At 66.6% G+C, this 16,141-nt stretch carries 15 protein-coding genes; 12 read left to right on the forward strand and 3 right to left on the reverse strand.

Annotated elements, in window-relative coordinates:
- The first annotated feature begins 110 nt into the window (after positions 1 to 110).
- The gene (locus BKD30_RS06680; protein WP_083956083.1) at positions 111 to 1,250 is read left to right on the forward strand and encodes an App1 family protein; all 1,140 of its coding nucleotides are present in this window, start codon (positions 111 to 113) and stop codon (positions 1,248 to 1,250) included.
- 130 nt (positions 1,251 to 1,380) lie between these two features.
- On the opposite strand, the gene BKD30_RS06685 is transcribed toward BKD30_RS06680, so the two are convergent.
- Positions 1,381 to 2,181, reverse strand: a complete 801-nt coding sequence (locus BKD30_RS06685) for a class I SAM-dependent methyltransferase (RefSeq protein WP_076703387.1) — start codon at positions 2,179 to 2,181, stop codon at positions 1,381 to 1,383.
- A gap of 194 nt (positions 2,182 to 2,375) precedes the next feature.
- Here BKD30_RS06685 and BKD30_RS06690 point away from each other — a divergent pair, with 194 nt between their 5' ends.
- From BKD30_RS06690 to BKD30_RS06740, 11 genes are all read left to right on the forward strand, one after another.
- Complete coding sequence (locus BKD30_RS06690; RefSeq protein ID WP_076703411.1) at positions 2,376 to 3,341, forward strand: AAA family ATPase; 966 nt, start codon at positions 2,376 to 2,378, stop codon at positions 3,339 to 3,341.
- A gap of 51 nt (positions 3,342 to 3,392) precedes the next feature.
- Positions 3,393 to 4,313, forward strand: a complete 921-nt coding sequence (locus BKD30_RS06695) for a DUF58 domain-containing protein (protein WP_076703388.1) — start codon at positions 3,393 to 3,395, stop codon at positions 4,311 to 4,313.
- Between the two features lie 6 nt (positions 4,314 to 4,319).
- On the forward strand, positions 4,320 to 4,799 hold the full coding sequence (locus BKD30_RS06700) for a hypothetical protein (protein WP_076703390.1): 480 nt from the start codon (positions 4,320 to 4,322) through the stop codon (positions 4,797 to 4,799).
- On the forward strand, positions 4,790 to 5,782 hold the full coding sequence (locus BKD30_RS06705) for a vWA domain-containing protein (protein WP_235861539.1): 993 nt from the start codon (positions 4,790 to 4,792) through the stop codon (positions 5,780 to 5,782). The genes BKD30_RS06700 and BKD30_RS06705 overlap by 10 nt, the downstream gene beginning before the upstream one ends.
- Complete coding sequence (locus tag BKD30_RS06710; RefSeq protein ID WP_076703392.1) at positions 5,779 to 7,035, forward strand: VWA domain-containing protein; 1,257 nt, start codon at positions 5,779 to 5,781, stop codon at positions 7,033 to 7,035. Before BKD30_RS06705 ends, BKD30_RS06710 begins: the two co-directional genes overlap by 4 nt.
- On the forward strand, positions 7,022 to 7,903 hold the full coding sequence (locus BKD30_RS06715; RefSeq protein WP_076703394.1) for a hypothetical protein: 882 nt from the start codon (positions 7,022 to 7,024) through the stop codon (positions 7,901 to 7,903). The genes BKD30_RS06710 and BKD30_RS06715 overlap by 14 nt, the downstream gene beginning before the upstream one ends.
- A 405-nt stretch (positions 7,904 to 8,308) precedes the next feature.
- Positions 8,309 to 8,557: a glutaredoxin-like protein NrdH gene (gene nrdH, locus BKD30_RS06720; RefSeq protein WP_076703396.1), complete on the forward strand. Its 249-nt coding sequence runs from the start codon at positions 8,309 to 8,311 to the stop codon at positions 8,555 to 8,557.
- 19 nt (positions 8,558 to 8,576) lie between these two features.
- The gene (gene nrdI / locus BKD30_RS06725; RefSeq protein WP_083956084.1) at positions 8,577 to 9,077 is read left to right on the forward strand and encodes a class Ib ribonucleoside-diphosphate reductase assembly flavoprotein NrdI; all 501 of its coding nucleotides are present in this window, start codon (positions 8,577 to 8,579) and stop codon (positions 9,075 to 9,077) included.
- 59 nt (positions 9,078 to 9,136) lie between these two features.
- Positions 9,137 to 11,287, forward strand: a complete 2,151-nt coding sequence (nrdE, locus tag BKD30_RS06730) for a class 1b ribonucleoside-diphosphate reductase subunit alpha (protein WP_076703416.1) — start codon at positions 9,137 to 9,139, stop codon at positions 11,285 to 11,287.
- 57 nt (positions 11,288 to 11,344) lie between these two features.
- Positions 11,345 to 12,322: a class 1b ribonucleoside-diphosphate reductase subunit beta gene (gene nrdF / locus BKD30_RS06735; RefSeq protein WP_076703398.1), complete on the forward strand. Its 978-nt coding sequence runs from the start codon at positions 11,345 to 11,347 to the stop codon at positions 12,320 to 12,322.
- 59 nt (positions 12,323 to 12,381) lie between these two features.
- Positions 12,382 to 13,485: a toll/interleukin-1 receptor domain-containing protein gene (locus BKD30_RS06740; RefSeq protein ID WP_076703399.1), complete on the forward strand. Its 1,104-nt coding sequence runs from the start codon at positions 12,382 to 12,384 to the stop codon at positions 13,483 to 13,485.
- Between the two features lie 67 nt (positions 13,486 to 13,552).
- On the opposite strand, the gene BKD30_RS06745 is transcribed toward BKD30_RS06740, so the two are convergent.
- Both BKD30_RS06745 and BKD30_RS15830 read right to left on the reverse strand, forming a co-directional pair.
- The gene (locus BKD30_RS06745; RefSeq protein ID WP_076703401.1) at positions 13,553 to 14,311 is read right to left on the reverse strand and encodes an FRG domain-containing protein; all 759 of its coding nucleotides are present in this window, start codon (positions 14,309 to 14,311) and stop codon (positions 13,553 to 13,555) included.
- Positions 14,312 to 14,337: 26 nt separating this feature from the next.
- Positions 14,338 to 15,885, reverse strand: coding sequence for a P-loop ATPase, Sll1717 family (locus tag BKD30_RS15830; protein WP_143588092.1), 1,548 nt, complete (start codon positions 15,883 to 15,885; stop codon positions 14,338 to 14,340).
- Between the last annotated feature and the right edge of the window lie 256 nt (positions 15,886 to 16,141).

The following is a 16,141-nucleotide window of genomic DNA, read 5'->3' on the forward strand; positions in this document are numbered from 1 at the left end:
GGGCGCAAGGAGGAGGGCGGCCGGCACCGAAAGCCACCGCCCGGCCGACCGACCGAACCCCACCCGCCAGCCGAACCCGCCCGCCGACGGCGAGTCGGTAAGCTGGGCGGATGCCCCAAGAGCCCGAGACGACCACCCCCCGGCGACGTCGTCTCGGGCGGCGGACCGCCCCCGAGCGGTATCCCGACGCCCAGGATCTGCTGAGCGAGGCCCGCGAGCAGGCCACCAACATCGCCTACCGGGTGGAAGAACGGGTCCACGCCTGGCGGGAGAGTCGCGCTCGGCGGCGGAACTTCATGCCCACCGTCGTCGCGTCCACCGGCTACGGCACCACGTCGTGGATCCGGGTGCTCGGCCGCGCCGTGATGACCCGGGAACGGATCCTGGACCGCCTGACCGGTGAGGACGTGCTCAACGTCCGCGGCTGGCGGTCCTTCCTCAGCATCCCCATCGCCGACGCCGTCGTCACCGTCCGGATCGGCGACGCCGAGGTGCAGGTCACCGCGGATCACGGGGGCGTCGTCGACGTCGCCGTGGACATCGACCTGCCGCCGGGCTGGCACACCATCGAACTGTCCACCGAGGGCTCGAAACCGCAGACCGCGCAGGTGCACGTCGTCGCCGACGAGCAGCGGATCGGCATCGTCTCTGACATCGACGACACCGTCATGGTCACCGCCCTGCCCCGGCCGATGCTCGCCGCCTGGAACACGTTCGTCCTCGACGAGCACGCCCGCACCCCCACCCCCGGCATGGCGGTGCTCTACGAACGGCTGCACCGGCAGTACCGCGGCGCCGCGTTCCTCTACCTCTCCACCGGGGCCTGGAACGTGGCCCCGACGCTGCGCCGGTTCCTCAGCAGCAACCTCTACCCGCACGGGCCGCTGCTGCTGACCGACTGGGGACCCACCCACGAGCGCTGGTTCCGCAGCGGAATGCAGCACAAGGTCGACAGTCTGCGCCGGCTGGCCGAGGAGTTCCCGCATGTCAAGTGGATTCTGATCGGCGACGACGGGCAGCACGACCCTGCCATCTACGGCGAGTTCGCCCGCCGCTACCCGCAGAACGTCGCCGCCGTGTGCATCCGCGAGCTCTCCGTCTCGGAGGCGGTCCTCGCCGGCGGTCTGGACCGCGAACCGCGGCCCCAGGCGAACGGAGTCCAGTGGATCACCGGGCCCGACGGGCGTGGGCTGGCCGTCCAGCTCGCCGGCGCCGGCCTGCTGGATCCGGACCCCGGCGACCGGGCCTGACGCCCAGCGCCACCGACGACGGCGCCTGAGGCCTGACGCCCGGCGCCACCGACGCCCGCGCCCGCGCCCGACGACGACGCTCGGCTCGAGGGATCCGGACGAGCGTGCAGGCCCGGCGCCGACTTCGGCGTCAGCCCGGCGTGCAGCCAGTCGCGCAGCGCGCCGTCCCCTCCAGCGCGAACGGTCCGTCCGTCCCGCCGACCCGGGCACGGAGCCGATCCGCGAACTCCTCGCGCATGGCGGACCGCAGCGTGTCCGGCAGTCTGACCAGGTAGGCCCCGGCCGGACCGATCCCGGCCTCGAACCCGGACCACAGTTCCTCCAGGTCCCGGTACTCGGAGGACACCTCCAGGGTGGTCTCGGCGACGTCGACGAGTCCGGCGGTCGTGAACAGGTCGGTCAGTTCGCCCTCGCGCCCGAACCGGAGGGTGCGCGCCTCGTCCGGGGCGTCCGGGTCGACGGCCAGGGCCGCGTCCCAGAACAGCCGCAGCATCTCCATGCCCTGGGCGAAGTCCCACACGCATGCGGCCACGGTCCCGCCGGGCCGCAGCACGCGCCGGAACTCGGCCATCGCCGCCTCCGGCTCCCCGACGAAGTGCATGACGAGCTGGGCGAGCGCGACGTCCGCGGACGCGTCGTCGCACGGCATCCGTTCGGCGGTCCCGGACCGGACGTCGACCCCGGGGTTCCGGGCGGCGCACTCGGCGACGAAGGCGGGGGAGGGATCGAATGCCCGCACCGCCGCGGCCCCGAGGCGGTCGACCAGTTCGGCGGTCAGGGCGCCGGGCCCGCACCCGACGTCGATCGCGGTCTGACCGGCGGTCACGCCCGCCGCGTCCGCGAATGGTGCCGCGAGGACACGCGAGTAGCGGCCCATGAAGCCGTCGTACGCCGCCCCGGTCGTCTGGAAGGTCTTCGCGCCGTCGGCCATCACGTCCTCCTCGATGAGGATGCCCTGACTGAGGAGGCCGAGCCTACGCCCGCGGAAGTCCGCCGACCAGAGCCCGGACGGGACTCACCTCCGGCCCGGTAGGCTGACCGCACGAACCACGACGGAGCAGGAGCTGACCCGTGAGCCAGTCCGCGAACGCGTCCCTTCGGCCGAGCACCATCGACGCCGAGACGATGGCCGCCGCCGACCGGTCCCTCTCCGCCGTCGCCGGCGCCTACGACGCGAAGGTCGTCGGCCAGCAGCGGCTGCGCGAGACCCTGCTGGTCGCCCTGCTCACCGGCGGCCACGTCCTGCTCGAGAGCGTCCCCGGCCTGGCCAAGACCACCGCCGCGACCACCCTGGCCGCCGCCGTCAACGGCACGTTCCGGCGCATCCAGTGCACCCCGGACCTGCTGCCCTCCGACATCGTCGGCACCCAGATCTACGACGCCGCGAAGGCCGCGTTCGTCACCCAGCTCGGGCCCGTGCACGCCAACGTGGTGCTGCTGGACGAGATCAACCGGTCCAGCGCCAAGACGCAGAGCGCGATGCTCGAGGCCATGCAGGAGCGGCAGACGACGATCGGCGGCACCGAGTACCCGCTGCCCGAGCCGTTCCTGGTCCTGGCCACGCAGAACCCCATCGAGCAGGAGGGCACGTACCAGCTGCCCGAGGCGCAGATGGACCGGTTCATGCTCAAGGACGTGCTCGACTACCCGACGCCGGTCGAGGAGTCCGAGATGCTGCGCCGCATCGACGCCGGCGTCTACGACCTCGACCGCACGGACCCCCCGGTGGTCGAGCTGCACGACGTGCAGGCCGTGCAGGCCACCGCCCGGCAGGTCTACCTGGACCGGACCATCGGGGAGTACATCGTCGGGCTGGTCTACGTCACCCGCAACGCCGCTCAGTACATCGACCCGCAGCTGGCCCGGTACATCGAGTTCGGCGCCAGCCCCCGCGCCAGCATCGCGTTCGCCCAGGCCGCCCGGGCCGTCGCCCTGCTGGACCGGCGCGACCACGTGCTGCCCGAGGACGTGAAGTCCCTCGCCCACCGGGTGCTGCGGCACCGGCTCATCCTCGGTTTCGAGGCCGTCGCCCAGGGGGTGCCGGTGGAGACCATCATCGACGCCGTCGTCGCCGCCGTCCGGACCCCCTGACCCAACGCCGCTGACCACCGCTCCTGACGAGAACCGGACCGAGAGAGCATCATGGCCGAGACCCTGCTGACCCGGGTGAAGTCGTCGATGTTCGTCCACCTGCACCGGCGCACCCGGGGCCTGCTCGACGGTGAGTACGCCTCGGTATTCAAGGGCCGCAGCCTCGACTTCGAGGACCTGCGCACCTACGTGGCCGGCGACGAGGTCCGCGATATCGACTGGAAGGCCACCGCCCGGCAGGGCACCACCTTGGTCAAACGGTACGTCGCGGTGCGCAAGCAGCTGGTCCTGCTGGTCGCCGACACGGGCCGGAACATGTCCGCGGTGACCCGCAGCGGGGAGGCCAAGCTCGACGTCGCCATCATGGCCTTCGGGGTGATGGGCTACCTCGCCAGCCGGCACGCGGACCTGGTGGGTCTGGCCCGGGCCGACGACGACGGCGGCAGCAGCCTGCCGCTGCGGGCGGGCGAACCGCACCTGGAGCGGTTGCTGCAGGAGGTGCACCGGTCCACCACGCTCGACGGGCCCGCGAGCAACCTCAACGGCCTGCTGCGCTACGTCGCCGAGTCCACGGGCCGGCGGATGCTGCTGTTCGTCGTCGCCGACGAGGCCGCCCTGGGCCCGGACACCGTCGACCTGTTGCGCCGTCTCCGTGTCCAGCACGAGATCCTCTGGCTGACCGTCGAGGACGCCGACCTGCTGGGACACGTGGCTGTCGGACACGGCGGTGCTGGGCACGGCGGTCCTGGACACGACGCGATGGTCGACGTCGCCACCGACGACTGGCTGCCCGAGTCCCTGCGCCGCGACCGGCGGCTCGCCCGCCAGTACCGGGAGGCCACGGCCACCTTGCGGGAGAACACGACCGCGGCGCTGCGGTCGCTCGGGATCGCCCACCAGCGGGTCGGCGCGACGGCCGAGGTCGTCCCCGCCATGTTCGCCCTCCTGGAGAGCCACCGCCGTGCGCGGTGATGCTCCATGAACGACGGTGGCCGTTTCTACGGCCCGATCCCGTACGACCCGGTGTGGCTGTGGATCGGCCTGGGCCTGCTCGCCGCCGTCGTCGCCTGGTACGTGTGGGCGCTGGCCAGCACCCGCCGCTCCCGGCGGAAGTGGCAGCTGCCCGGGCCCGCCGACCTGCCCGGCCTGCGAACCGAGTACCTGGCGCGGATCGACGCGGTGGCCGCCGCCACGGAGCGCGGGGAGCTGACCGCCCGGCAGGCGCATCAGCGGCTCAGCCGCCTGGTGCGGGTCTTCGCGCACCAGGCTTCCGGGGTCTCCGCGCACACCATGACCCTGGCCGACCTCCGCGCCGCGCAAGTCCCCGCCGTCCCCGGGGTCGCCGGTGTCGCGGACGCCGTCGCCGTGCTCTACCCGGCCGAGTTCGGCGTTCCCGAGGCCGCCGACGCCCGCCGCGCCGTCGACGCCGCCCGGCAGGTGGTGGGCTCGTGGCGCTGATCCAGGGGTGGATGCTGCCGATCGTCGCCGTCGTGCTCGGCGTCGTCCTCTGGCTGCTGCTGCGGCACCGCCGACGCCGGGCCGCCGCCGTCCCCGTCGCGCACAGCGAACGACTGACCGCGCTGCCCGGCTACGCGGCGGCGCTGCGCCGGTACCGGATCACCCTCGCCGCCGCGCTCGCCCTGGTACTCGGCCTCGTCGTCGCCCTCGCCGTCGCGGCCGCCCGCCCGACGTCGATCTCGGCACTGGACCCGCAGAAGCGCAACCGCGACATCATCCTGTGCATGGACGTCTCCGGGTCGATGCTCTCCTTCAACGCCGAGGTGGTGGACGTGTTCGAGCGCCTGGCCCGCGGGTTCAACGGGGAGCGGATCGGGATGGTCATCTTCAACAGTTCCGCCGTGCAGGTCTTCCCCCTGACCGACGACTACCAGTTCGTCGCCGAGCAGTTGGCCACCGCCGGCCGGGCCTTCGACTTCTCCTCGTCCGACATCGAGTTCTTCGCCGGCACGTTCACCGGGACCGGGTCCTCCCTGATCGGGGACGGCCTGGCCACCTGCGTGAACAGCTTCGACCAGAAGGGCCAGCCGCGGACCCGGTCGATCGTCCTCTCCACCGACAACCGGCTCGCCGGCCGGCCCCTCTACACGATCACCGAGGCGGCGGGCCTGGCCGGGCGGGACGGGATCCGGGTGTACGGCCTCAATCCCGCCCAGTTCGGGGTCGGCTCGGGCCGGGACCGGGCGGGCGCGCAGATGCAGCAGGCGGTCGAGTCGACCAACGGGGACTACTACGCGATCGACGACAGTGGCACGGGCGATGACGCCGTTGCCCAGATCATCGCCCGGGTGCAGTCCCGGGAGGCCACCGCTCTCACCTCCGCGCCGCGGGCCGTTGCGGGGGACCGGCCCGACGGAGTCCTCGTCGCCGCGCTGCTCGGGGTGGCGCTGCTGCTGCCGCTGGCCTGGAGGTTGCGCCGATGACGACGTTGCCCGTCCTGCCCGTCCCGGTCCTGCTGGTCGCGGGGCTGGCCCTGCTCGGCTTCTGCGTGTGGCGCTGGTGGGCCGAACGGACGAGCGCGACGACGTCGGCCCCGGCGTCGGGCCCGACGTCCAGCCCGGCGTCGTCCCCGACATCGCGCCCGACGTCCGACCCGACCCGGTCGCCCCTGGCCCGGTCGTGGCTGTGGCGGGCCGGGCTGGTCGTGCTGGTGGTGACGGCGGCGTTCCGGCCGGGCATCCCGGGCGCTGGCACCAGCCAGAACGCCAGCGCGGACCTGGACGTGTTCTTCCTGGTCGACACCACCGCCTCGATCGTCGCCGAGGACTACGGCACCCCCGGCTCCGGCTCCGGCGGTTCGGGCCCCAGCGCCAGCCCCGGCGGCGCGAGCGCCAGCCCCGGCCCTTCCGGCCCCGGCCCCAGCTCCAGCCCCGGCGGCCCCGGTGGTTCGGCCGCCGCAGCGAAACCGCGGCTGGAGGGGGTGCGGCAGGACGTGGGCCGGCTGGTCGCGGCGCTGCCCGGGGCTCGGTTCTCCCTGATCACGTTCGACTCGTCCGCCCTGACCCGGTTGCCCCTGACCGGGGACGCGACGGCGGTGACCACCGCCATGGAGGTGCTCCGACCCGAGGTCACCACGTACTCGCGGGGCAGCTCGGTGACCATCGCCGCACCCCTGCTCACCCTGCAGCTGGAGCGGGCCCGGGCCGCGCAACCCGAGCGGGCCCGCGTCGTGTTCTATTTCGGCGACGGCGAGCAGACCGACGGGCAGGCGCCGCTCCCGTTCACCGTCCCGTCCGGAGCGGTCAACGGGGGAGCGGTGCTCGGGTACGGCACCGCCACCGGGGGCCGGATGCGGGCCAACGTGGGCTACGTCGCCGGGGAGAGTTCCCCGTACGTGCAGGACCGGTCGGTCACCCCGGCCGTGGACGCCCGGTCCGTGATCGACGAGAACCGACTGCGGACCGTCGCCGGCCAGCTCGGCGTGCCCTACACCCACCGCTCCGCCGGAGACCCGATCGCCAACGCCCTGACCGCCACCGACCCCGGTCGGCTCGCCGCCGCGGCGGGCTCCGTGGCCGGCCGGTACGAGCTGTACTGGATCCTCGCCGCCGCCGCGGTCGGCATCGTCACCCGCGAGCTGTACCTGATCGGGTCGGACCTGCTCCGGCTGGCACCCCGCCGGCGGACACCCGGCGGCGTGCTACGCGTTCGGGAGGTGCCCGATGCGCGCCGCTGATCCGCGCTCCGCTGACGAGCGCTCCGCTGACCTGTACGAGCGCGACGGCACCGGCCCGGCCGACCCGCTCGACGGCGGCTGGCTGAGCGCCGAGGACCTGGAGGTCGGCCGGCGGCGGGTGCGTCGCCGGCTGCTCTGGTTCTCCGCGCCGGTGGTCCTCCTCGTCCTGCTGATCGCCGCCAAACTGCTCAGTCTGCCGCTGTTCGGCGGCCAGGCCGTCGACGCGTGGGAGCGGCAGGATGCGAACGGGCTCGGTGGCGCCGCGGACCGGCTCGGAGTGGTCAACGTCGTCGAACCCTACAAGGCGCACCTGGCCGCCGGGGACGCGCAGGTGCTGCGCGCGAACTGGGAGAGCGCGCGGACGGAGTTCACGCGGGCGCTCGAGCTGGTCGGCGGCGGGGTGAACGACTGCCCGGTGCGGGTCAACCTCGTGCTCAGCATCGAGAAACGCGGCGACGAGCTGACCGGGCAGGGCCGCGCGGCCGACGCCCGCCCCCTGTACGCGGAGGCGCAGCGGGTGGTCGGGGAAGCGCCACCGGACTGTTTCGCCGACCCCCGGCAGGCCCAGGACTCCGGGCAGCAGCTGCGGCAGGCGCAGGACCGGCTGCAGGACAAGCAGCAGGCGCCGCCGTCGTCGCCCCCGTCCGCCCAGCCCACCCCGCCGCCGTCCGGCGCCCCGTCCCCGGGCACGCCCTCACCCGGCCCGGGCACGCCGTCGGGCACTCCCACCCCGGCGCCGGGCACCGACCCCCGGCAGCAGGAACTGGAACAGCGCCAGCGCGACGCCGCCCAGGACCGCGCCCCGGGCGGCCCCCGCGACGACCGCTCCACCATGGACGCGCCCCCGCCGGGCGCCAAGCAGTGGTGAGCCAGCAGTGGTGAGCAAGCAGTGGTGAGCGAGCATCAGGAAACCGAGGCAGCGGTGAGTCGAGCAGTGAGCCCGGGAGTCCCCGATCCGGGGCATACCCGGCGCCCCGCGAGCGTTCCCTATATATAGCCCTCAACCAGCCGGGAGCCACCACGCGCGACACGCGGACCGGGTGGGACACGCCGGTGTGGACACCGGGGACAACGTCGCCCACAGGGTGTGGACAAGACCATCGGCAGGGCCGCGGATCCGCGGATTCCGGGCCCGCTCCGCGCCCGGAGCCTGTGGACGCCCAGTGCACGGAATGACACGGTTGTGATACATCATCTTGGGGTCGTTCCCCGCGCGGGGCACTAGATGTAGTATCGACATACACCGAGGGACAGCAAGCGAAGGGGAGGGACCATGGCGGTCACCGTCTACACCAAGCCGGCGTGCGTGCAGTGCAACGCCACGTACCGAGCGCTCGACAAGAAGGGCGTCGTGTACTCGAGCGTCGACATCTCCCAGGACCCGCAGGCCCTCGAGGAGCTGAAGGCGATGGGCTACCTGCAGGCCCCCGTCGTCGTGACCGACGACGATTCATGGTCGGGCTTCCGGCCGGACAAGATCGCGACCATCGCCCAGGGCGTTTCCGCCTCCTCGGTGGCCTGAACCGCTTCGAGGTGATCGTATGAGCGCGGCCGGTGCCACGCTGACGGCGGCCGACTTCGCCCGGTTCCGGGCGCAGGCCGAGGCCCCGGGCCATGCCCGGGTGCCCGCGGGGTCGCTGGTCTACTTCTCCTCGGTCACCAACAACACGGCCCGGTTCGTGGAGCGGCTCGGGATCGACGGCATCCGTCTCCCGCTGCACACGGCCGAGCCGGCCCCGCTGGTCACCGAGCCGTACGTGCTCGTGGTGCCCACCTACGGGGCCGGCAACACCCGCGTCGGGGCGGTTCCCCGGCAGGTCATCAAGTTCCTCAACGAGGAGCAGAACCGGCGCCTGATCCGCGGGGTCATCGGCGCCGGCAACACGAACTTCGGCGAGCACTACGGCGAGGCGGCGGACATCATCGCCGCGAAGTGCCGGGTGCCCGTCCTGTACCGCTTCGAACTGATGGGCACGTCCGACGACGTGGCCGCCGTCACCCAGGGATTGGAAGAGTTGTGGACACGACCCTCACTTCGTTGAACACTGTCGCGTCACGAGAGACCCGCACCGAGACGCCATTGGACGAGCGGGACGTCCCGGTGCCCGAGGTCGGTCACGACGACACGACGCTCCCCGCCGCGTACCAGGGCCTCGGCTACCACGAGCTGAACGCGATGCTGAACCTGTACGACGCCGACGGGAAGATCCAGTTCGGGGCGGACCGGGAGGCGGCGCACCAGTACTTCCTGCAGCACGTGAACAACAACACCGTCTTCTTCCACGACCTGGAGGAGAAGCTCGACTACCTGGTCAAGCACCAGTACTACGAGCGTGAGGTGCTGGACCAGTACCCGATGGACTTCATTCGCTCCCTCTACAACCGGGCGTACGCGAAGAAGTTCCGGTTCGAGACGTTCCTCGGCGCGTTCAAGTACTACACCTCGTACACGCTGAAGACGTTCGACGGCAAGCGGTACCTCGAGCGGTTCGAGGACCGGGTGTGCATGGTCGCGATGGCGCTGGCCCGCGGTGACCAGGCCCTCGCCGAGCACCTCGTGGACGAGATCATCGCCGGCCGGTTCCAGCCGGCCACCCCGACGTTCCTCAACGCGGGCAAGGCCCAGCGCGGCGAGCTGGTCTCCTGCTTCCTGCTGCGCATCGAGGACAACATGGAGTCGATCGCCCGCGGGGTGAACTCGGCGCTGCAGCTGTCCAAGCGCGGCGGCGGCGTCGCCCTGTCGCTGACCAACATCCGCGAGCACGGCGCGCCGATCAAGCAGATCGAGAACCAGTCCTCCGGCGTCATCCCCGTGATGAAGCTGCTCGAGGACTCCTTCTCCTACGCCAACCAGCTGGGGGCGCGGCAGGGGGCCGGCGCCGTCTACCTGCACGCCCACCACCCGGACATCTACCGGTTCCTGGACACCAAGCGGGAGAACGCGGACGAGAAGATCCGGATCAAGACCCTCTCGCTCGGCGTCGTCATCCCGGACATCACGTTCGAGCTGGCCAAGCGCAACGAGGACATGTACCTGTTCTCCCCGTACGACGTCGAGCGGGTCTACGGCATCCCGTTCTCCGACGTGAACGTCAGCGAGAAGTACGACGAGATGGTCGACGACGCGCGGATCAAGAAGACGAAGATCAGCGCCCGGGAGTTCTTCCAGACCCTGGCGGAGATCCAGTTCGAGTCCGGCTACCCGTACATCGTGTTCGAGGACACGGTGAACCGGGCGAACCCGATCGCCGGCAAGATCACCATGTCCAACCTGTGCTCGGAAATCCTGCAGGTCTCGGCGCCGTCGGTGCTCGCCGAGGACCTCTCGTACGAGACCGTCGGCAAGGACATCTCCTGCAACCTGGGGTCGATGAACATCGCGAAGACGATGGACTCGAAGGACTTCGGGCTGTCGATCGAGACGGCGATCCGGGCGCTGTCCGCGGTGTCGGACATGTCCTACATCGGGTCGGTGCCGTCCGTGGCGGAGGGCAACGCTTCCTCGCACGCCATCGGGCTCGGGCAGATGAACCTGCACGGCTATCTGGCGCGGGAGCGGGTGCACTACGGGTCCGAGGAGGGCCTGGACTTCACCAACATCTACTTCTACACGGTGCTGTTCCACGCGCTGCGGGCCTCGAACCTGCTGGCGATGGAGCACGGGACGGCGTTCGGCGGCTTCGCCGAGTCGACGTACGCGTCCGGTGTCTTCTTCGACAAGTACACCGAGGCGTCGTGGGAGCCGGCGACGGCGCGCGTTCGCGAGCTTTTCGCGGGCGTGCACATCCCCACCCAGGAGGACTGGCGCCAGCTGAAGGCGTCGGTCATGGAGCACGGCATCTACAACCAGAACCTGCAGGCCGTGCCGCCGACCGGGTCGATCAGCTACATCAACAACTCGACGTCCTCGATCCACCCGGTGGCCTCGAAGATCGAGATCCGCAAGGAAGGCAAGCTGGGGCGGGTCTACTACCCGGCGCCGTACCTGACGAACGACAACCTGGAGTACTACCAGGACGCGTACGAGATCGGGTACGAGAAGATCATCGACACGTACGCGGCGGCGACGCAGCACGTGGACCAGGGCCTGTCCCTGACACTGTTCTTCAAGGACACGGCTTCCACGCGGGACATCAACAAGGCGCAGATCTACGCGTGGCGCAAGGGGATCAAGACGATCTACTACATCCGGCTGCGCCAGCTGGCCCTCGAGGGGACCGAGGTGGAGGGTTGCGTCAGCTGTGCCCTTTAGTTACCAGCCGGTAACTTACCGATCGATACTCAAGCACCTCCCGTCAGGAATGAAGCGATGACACCCGAAAAGCTGAAGCTGGTCGACCATGTCGAGGCGATCAACTGGAACCGGATCCAGGACGACAAGGACGTCGAGGTCTGGAACCGGCTGGTCAACAACTTCTGGCTGCCCGAGAAGGTGCCGGTGTCCAACGACATCCAGTCGTGGGCGACGCTGACGCCGGACGAGCAGCAGCTGACCATGCGGGTGTTCACGGGCCTGACGCTGCTGGACACCATCCAGGGGACCGTGGGGGCGGTGTCGCTGATCCCGGACGCGATCACCCCGCATGAGGAGGCGGTGTACACCAACATCGCATTCATGGAGTCGGTGCACGCGAAGAGCTACTCGTCGATCTTCTCGACGCTGTGCTCGACGAAGGAGATCGACGAGGCGTTCCGCTGGTCCACGGAGAACGAGTACCTCCAGCGCAAGGCCGAGATCGTCATGAACTACTACCAGGGGGACGAGCCGCTCAAGCGCAAGGTCGCCTCGACCCTGCTGGAGTCGTTCCTGTTCTACTCGGGCTTCTACCTGCCGATGTACTGGTCCTCCCGGGCGAAGCTGACGAACACGGCGGACATGATCCGGCTGATCATCCGCGACGAGGCCGTCCACGGCTACTACATCGGCTACAAGTACCAGCGCGGCCTGGAGATCGTCTCGGCAGAGAAGCGGCAGGAACTGAAGGACTATACCTTCGAGCTGCTGTTCGAGCTGTACGAGAACGAGGTCCAGTACACGCACGCTCTGTATGACGGGGTTGGTCTCTCTGAGGACGTCAAGAAGTTCCTGCACTACAACGCCAACAAGGCGCTGATGAACCTGGGCTACGAGGCGATGTTCCCGTCCACGGTGACCGACGTGAACCCGGCGATCCTCTCGGCGCTGTCCCCGAACGCGGACGAGAACCACGACTTCTTCTCGGGTTCCGGTTCGTCGTACGTCATCGGCAAGGCCGTGGCGACGGAGGACGAGGACTGGGACTTCTGAGTGAATAGTCTAGATTGTCTACGACGCGCTTAATCGCACATTCGACAAGAGGTATATAGATGTCTGAGAACGTGGACGAGCCTTCCGTCGATTTGTTCATCAGCTACACTCATAAGGATGAGGAAGCATTTGGTATTCTCGGTCCGCTCAAGGCTGGCCTAGAAAACTTCTATCAAGCCAAGTTCGGACGATCGCTTAGCATCTTCACCGATGCGGCACTGGTTTGGGGTAAGAACTGGCGTGAGCAGTTGCAAGCGCGGGTAAGTAGGTCTCTGTTGTTCATGCCGATCGCAACGGCAAACTACTTTGAAAGCGCTGCTTGCCGAGAAGAGTTTGAAGCATTTCACTCGGCAGCCAAGAACCTCGGAGTCGAGGGGTTGATTATTCCAGTAGTACCGATCTCCACTGAGGTAATTCGGCGTAATTCGGGAGACTTCATCGTTGATTATGTCGAGTCGGTGCAGTACCGCAACATCTATGATGCGTTCCTTGCGGGCTTTGATTCATCGCTGTGGCGCCGCACTATGGATGAATTAGCTACAAAACTCAACGAGAGGCTGTTTGAGGCTTCGCTGGCGCTCGAAAGCATAGGCGGACAGGGTGGCGAGACGGTTGCGCCCAGCGTCATTAATGACGATGAAGATGGTGACGGCGATGGTCTCGCGGACCTAATGGTTTCATTCGAGGATGCGACGCAGGAGGTTGCACGTCTCGCTGAAGAACTGAAGCCGGCGATCGAGAATTTGGGTCGTGCTACGCAGCTTGAGTCACCGCCAACAAACGGCACCCCGAAGCAGTTCCTCGCATGGTCGATTAGAGTAGCTGACAAGCTATCCGGCCCCTCTCAAGAAATCGGCCGGATCGGAGCCGAAATGTACGAAAAGGCAAAGGAGCTAGACGTAGTTTTCGCTGGAATGGCGAGGCTGGGAGATGACCTGCCGCCGTCTACGTTCGATATGGCTGGGCAGCTTCGTTCATTCGCTCGCCAGCTTGATGGACTTGAACTGGTCGATAGCCAACTGCAGTCCATGTTGCAGTCCATGTTGCCTGTCGAAAAGGTCTCTTCGGCGATCGGCCGCTCTCTGAAGCATACGCGCCTTGGCGTGAAGGCCGTGCGCGACACGCTCGGGATATTAAATGGTTGGGCCGATCTTTACGCGTAGCTCCTTAGGCCAACTCAGATGATGTTTCCTTACGGGATCCACGTCCATGACACGACCGGCCGGGATGTTACGAATACAACTCCCGCCGGGACCCCAGCAGCGCCCTCGAATACGATGCCCGCGCAAGGCCCGAAAGATCCGGGTAAGTGCTTTCAAAATCGATACCCATCGCCGATAGATCCCACAGGGCAAGTTCAGAATCGTTTCGTGGAATCCGCGCCTTCTTTAGAACGACTACAGGCTTTTCATGGCCCGAAGATTCAAGTTGTCCGAGGTATCCCTCAATGTCAGGCTGTAACGACTCGTTGAGTGTAAAGACACCGCGCTGAACGATCGCTCGCGTGTTTTCCTGCTCAGAAGGATACAGCAATTTAACGCCACCCTCTCCGATACGGAAACACGCCGCGCCACTGTCGAGCGCCCAAACGGCACAATCGTCTTCGTCGGCCTGTTCCTCTAGCGACGACGACATCGCGAAGAAGGCGGCTTGATAGGGTCTGGTTGACCAGTCTAGCAATCGCGTCGGAGCCCCATGATGCTGCAGCAAGGCGTACACACTATCGTCGGATAAGGACGACAGCTGCGGTCGGCGATCAACCACATAGTCTCGCATCCTTTTCTGTAAGTCTCGCCGACTGCGTAGAGAGACATTGTTCAATCTCCGGTCAAGACTCGCGCACAGCCGGTGGGACGCCAAAGGCTGACCCCTGTACACGGCTTCACGCTGCTGACCCTTGAACGTACCATCACGTCCCCACGATGTTACCAATCGCTTGAAGGAATCCCAATCGTCGAGATCAATCTCCTCAATCCAACCAATTGCCATGGCTTCAACACCTTTTCATCTAGCCTTCACCCTGGAAAAGCGGAAACAGGCGCCAGAACTTTTAGTGATGGCACGATGTCATGCACCATGCAGTGCCACTGGTAGGCACGTACTGACGAATCACGCGGCAGTCGGTGCCTACCAAAGTACTCTTGCGGCTGAAAGAAGTGGAGCGTTTCACTTCGATCCACCCAACTCAACAGCCTGTGTTGCCAAAGGATATCGGTCAATTTAGACGTACTTTGAAACGCATCATGTGCCCGTTCGTCCAGAGTCGCTGCCTTACCTTTCCCGAACCGATCACTACCGACTTCTCTAATCGCCTCGAGCAATATGGTTACGCTCCCACTGACGAGCGGCTCATCGAGCGGCGAACTGCCTCCATTCGCCGACGCAAAGTCTTGATCGCCAGGGCTTTCGCTGATAAGCTGTGTGGCGCAAACGCTTAGTTGGCTCCATACGATCAGGCGGGACACTTCAGACACTACTTTTTTGAGCCGAGCTTCGTCTAGCGGCACTCTACTATTGAGCGCCTTACAGAGTGAGTTCCCGAGGATAACGATGTCACGTGGCACAAGCCGCGTGTGCCGTAACAAATAGGATTCAACGTCTTCAACGTCGCCGGTCGGCCTGTCATTGGTCACTGACGGCATCCCGACCCACGATGCGACAGATTTCACATGCGAGAAGTTGTCGTAACGAGACAGCCGCTCCGTTTTGGTTCTTAGGAAGCTTCGTGCGGAATCTTGCGACCACAATAGATGGTTTATATGAGTATCTTCGAAATAGCGGGGACCATGTTCACCCTGAGTTACAGTAGCGAGAGTGACGTCTCTTAGTGCTACTACTACGTGCAGCTTGGTTCTGAGAACGTTATGACGCGCAAGGTGCATCACCGCGTCAAATAGGCCGCGCTGGCAGAGAGTCCAGTAGGAGGGAGCCCACGCGTAATTCTTATCTATGTCGTCGACATGCAAGAATAGGGGCGGCGAACTCGCCATGATCGTGCAGATGTAATTCTCTACATCTTCCCAACGCTCATCGTTTAAATATTTGCTGATTTCCCTCCTGCCTTGGTGAAAGAGGATAATTTGTGAGACCTGACTGGATACTCTACGATCGGTCGGCGGCGCGCCTATCAGGTCTGCCATCGCATCGAGCCCACGTCGTGCCAGCTTAGATTTCGGGTCTATATTGTTAGTGAAGAATTCCACAGTTCGTAAATAGGACCAAGCAGAGCGGAATATTGCTCGCCGCCAAAGCAAGGTCCAGTGTTCAGTCGAACTTATGCCTTTGGACATCATAGTTTGATACTTTACGACTTGTTCAGTACTCAAATCATCGTTCCGCTGGATTTCTGGCGCGTAGGTACTCGCATCTGCGACTCGACTAGCTTGCATCCGCCTCAAATATAGCGACTTGCCGGAGCCGAGCGGCCCGACGATGACGCGAATCCGAGCGTCTCGAGGGTCACGGGCAATGCCGCCGAATCGCTTGTCCAATTGGACGAGTCCGCCTTCATCGTCCATCGCTCCGTCAGGTTGGCCAAATGGGTCTTGATCAGCTTGTTTCATCGTAGTGTTGCTCCAGAGATCATCGCGAGGTACGTGTTGGCTGACCTTCTAAGTCTTTTTTACCTGCTTTTGGGTTTGGCCAGGATCGGTGCGATGTTTCGTCCCTTAGCCTCGATCTTTCACCGCGGCTGGTTGGCTGAGGGTCAGGGCTTACCGTCTGCCTGATGGGTGCGATTCTCGCATGTGGGTACGACAGTGCTGCCCGCTGACCTTGGCGGGTGTCCGGTGCGGGTCCACTCCCGCACGTGCCGGTGCT

The organism is Tersicoccus phoenicis, from assembly GCF_001968835.1.
In the GTDB taxonomy this organism is placed as follows: Bacteria; Actinomycetota; Actinomycetes; order Actinomycetales; family Micrococcaceae; genus Tersicoccus; species Tersicoccus phoenicis.

Coding starts and splice junctions, on each gene's coding strand:
- BKD30_RS06710 (WP_076703392.1), top strand. CDS start 5,779: ATGACGACGTTGCCCGTCCTGCCCGTCCCGGTCCTGCTGGTCGCGGGG.
- BKD30_RS06695 (WP_076703388.1), top strand. CDS start 3,393: ATGGCCGAGACCCTGCTGACCCGGGTGAAGTCGTCGATGTTCGTCCAC.
- BKD30_RS06715 (WP_076703394.1), top strand. CDS start 7,022: ATGCGCGCCGCTGATCCGCGCTCCGCTGACGAGCGCTCCGCTGACCTG.
- nrdI (WP_083956084.1), top strand. CDS start 8,577: ATGAGCGCGGCCGGTGCCACGCTGACGGCGGCCGACTTCGCCCGGTTC.
- BKD30_RS06700 (WP_076703390.1), top strand. CDS start 4,320: ATGAACGACGGTGGCCGTTTCTACGGCCCGATCCCGTACGACCCGGTG.
- nrdH (WP_076703396.1), top strand. CDS start 8,309: ATGGCGGTCACCGTCTACACCAAGCCGGCGTGCGTGCAGTGCAACGCC.
- BKD30_RS06680 (WP_083956083.1), top strand. CDS start 111: ATGCCCCAAGAGCCCGAGACGACCACCCCCCGGCGACGTCGTCTCGGG.
- BKD30_RS06740 (WP_076703399.1), top strand. CDS start 12,382: ATGTCTGAGAACGTGGACGAGCCTTCCGTCGATTTGTTCATCAGCTAC.
- nrdF (WP_076703398.1), top strand. CDS start 11,345: ATGACACCCGAAAAGCTGAAGCTGGTCGACCATGTCGAGGCGATCAAC.
- BKD30_RS06690 (WP_076703411.1), top strand. CDS start 2,376: ATGGCCGCCGCCGACCGGTCCCTCTCCGCCGTCGCCGGCGCCTACGAC.
- BKD30_RS06685 (WP_076703387.1), bottom strand. CDS start 2,181: ATGGCCGACGGCGCGAAGACCTTCCAGACGACCGGGGCGGCGTACGAC.
- BKD30_RS06745 (WP_076703401.1), bottom strand. CDS start 14,311: ATGGCAATTGGTTGGATTGAGGAGATTGATCTCGACGATTGGGATTCC.
- BKD30_RS15830 (WP_143588092.1), bottom strand. CDS start 15,885: ATGAAACAAGCTGATCAAGACCCATTTGGCCAACCTGACGGAGCGATG.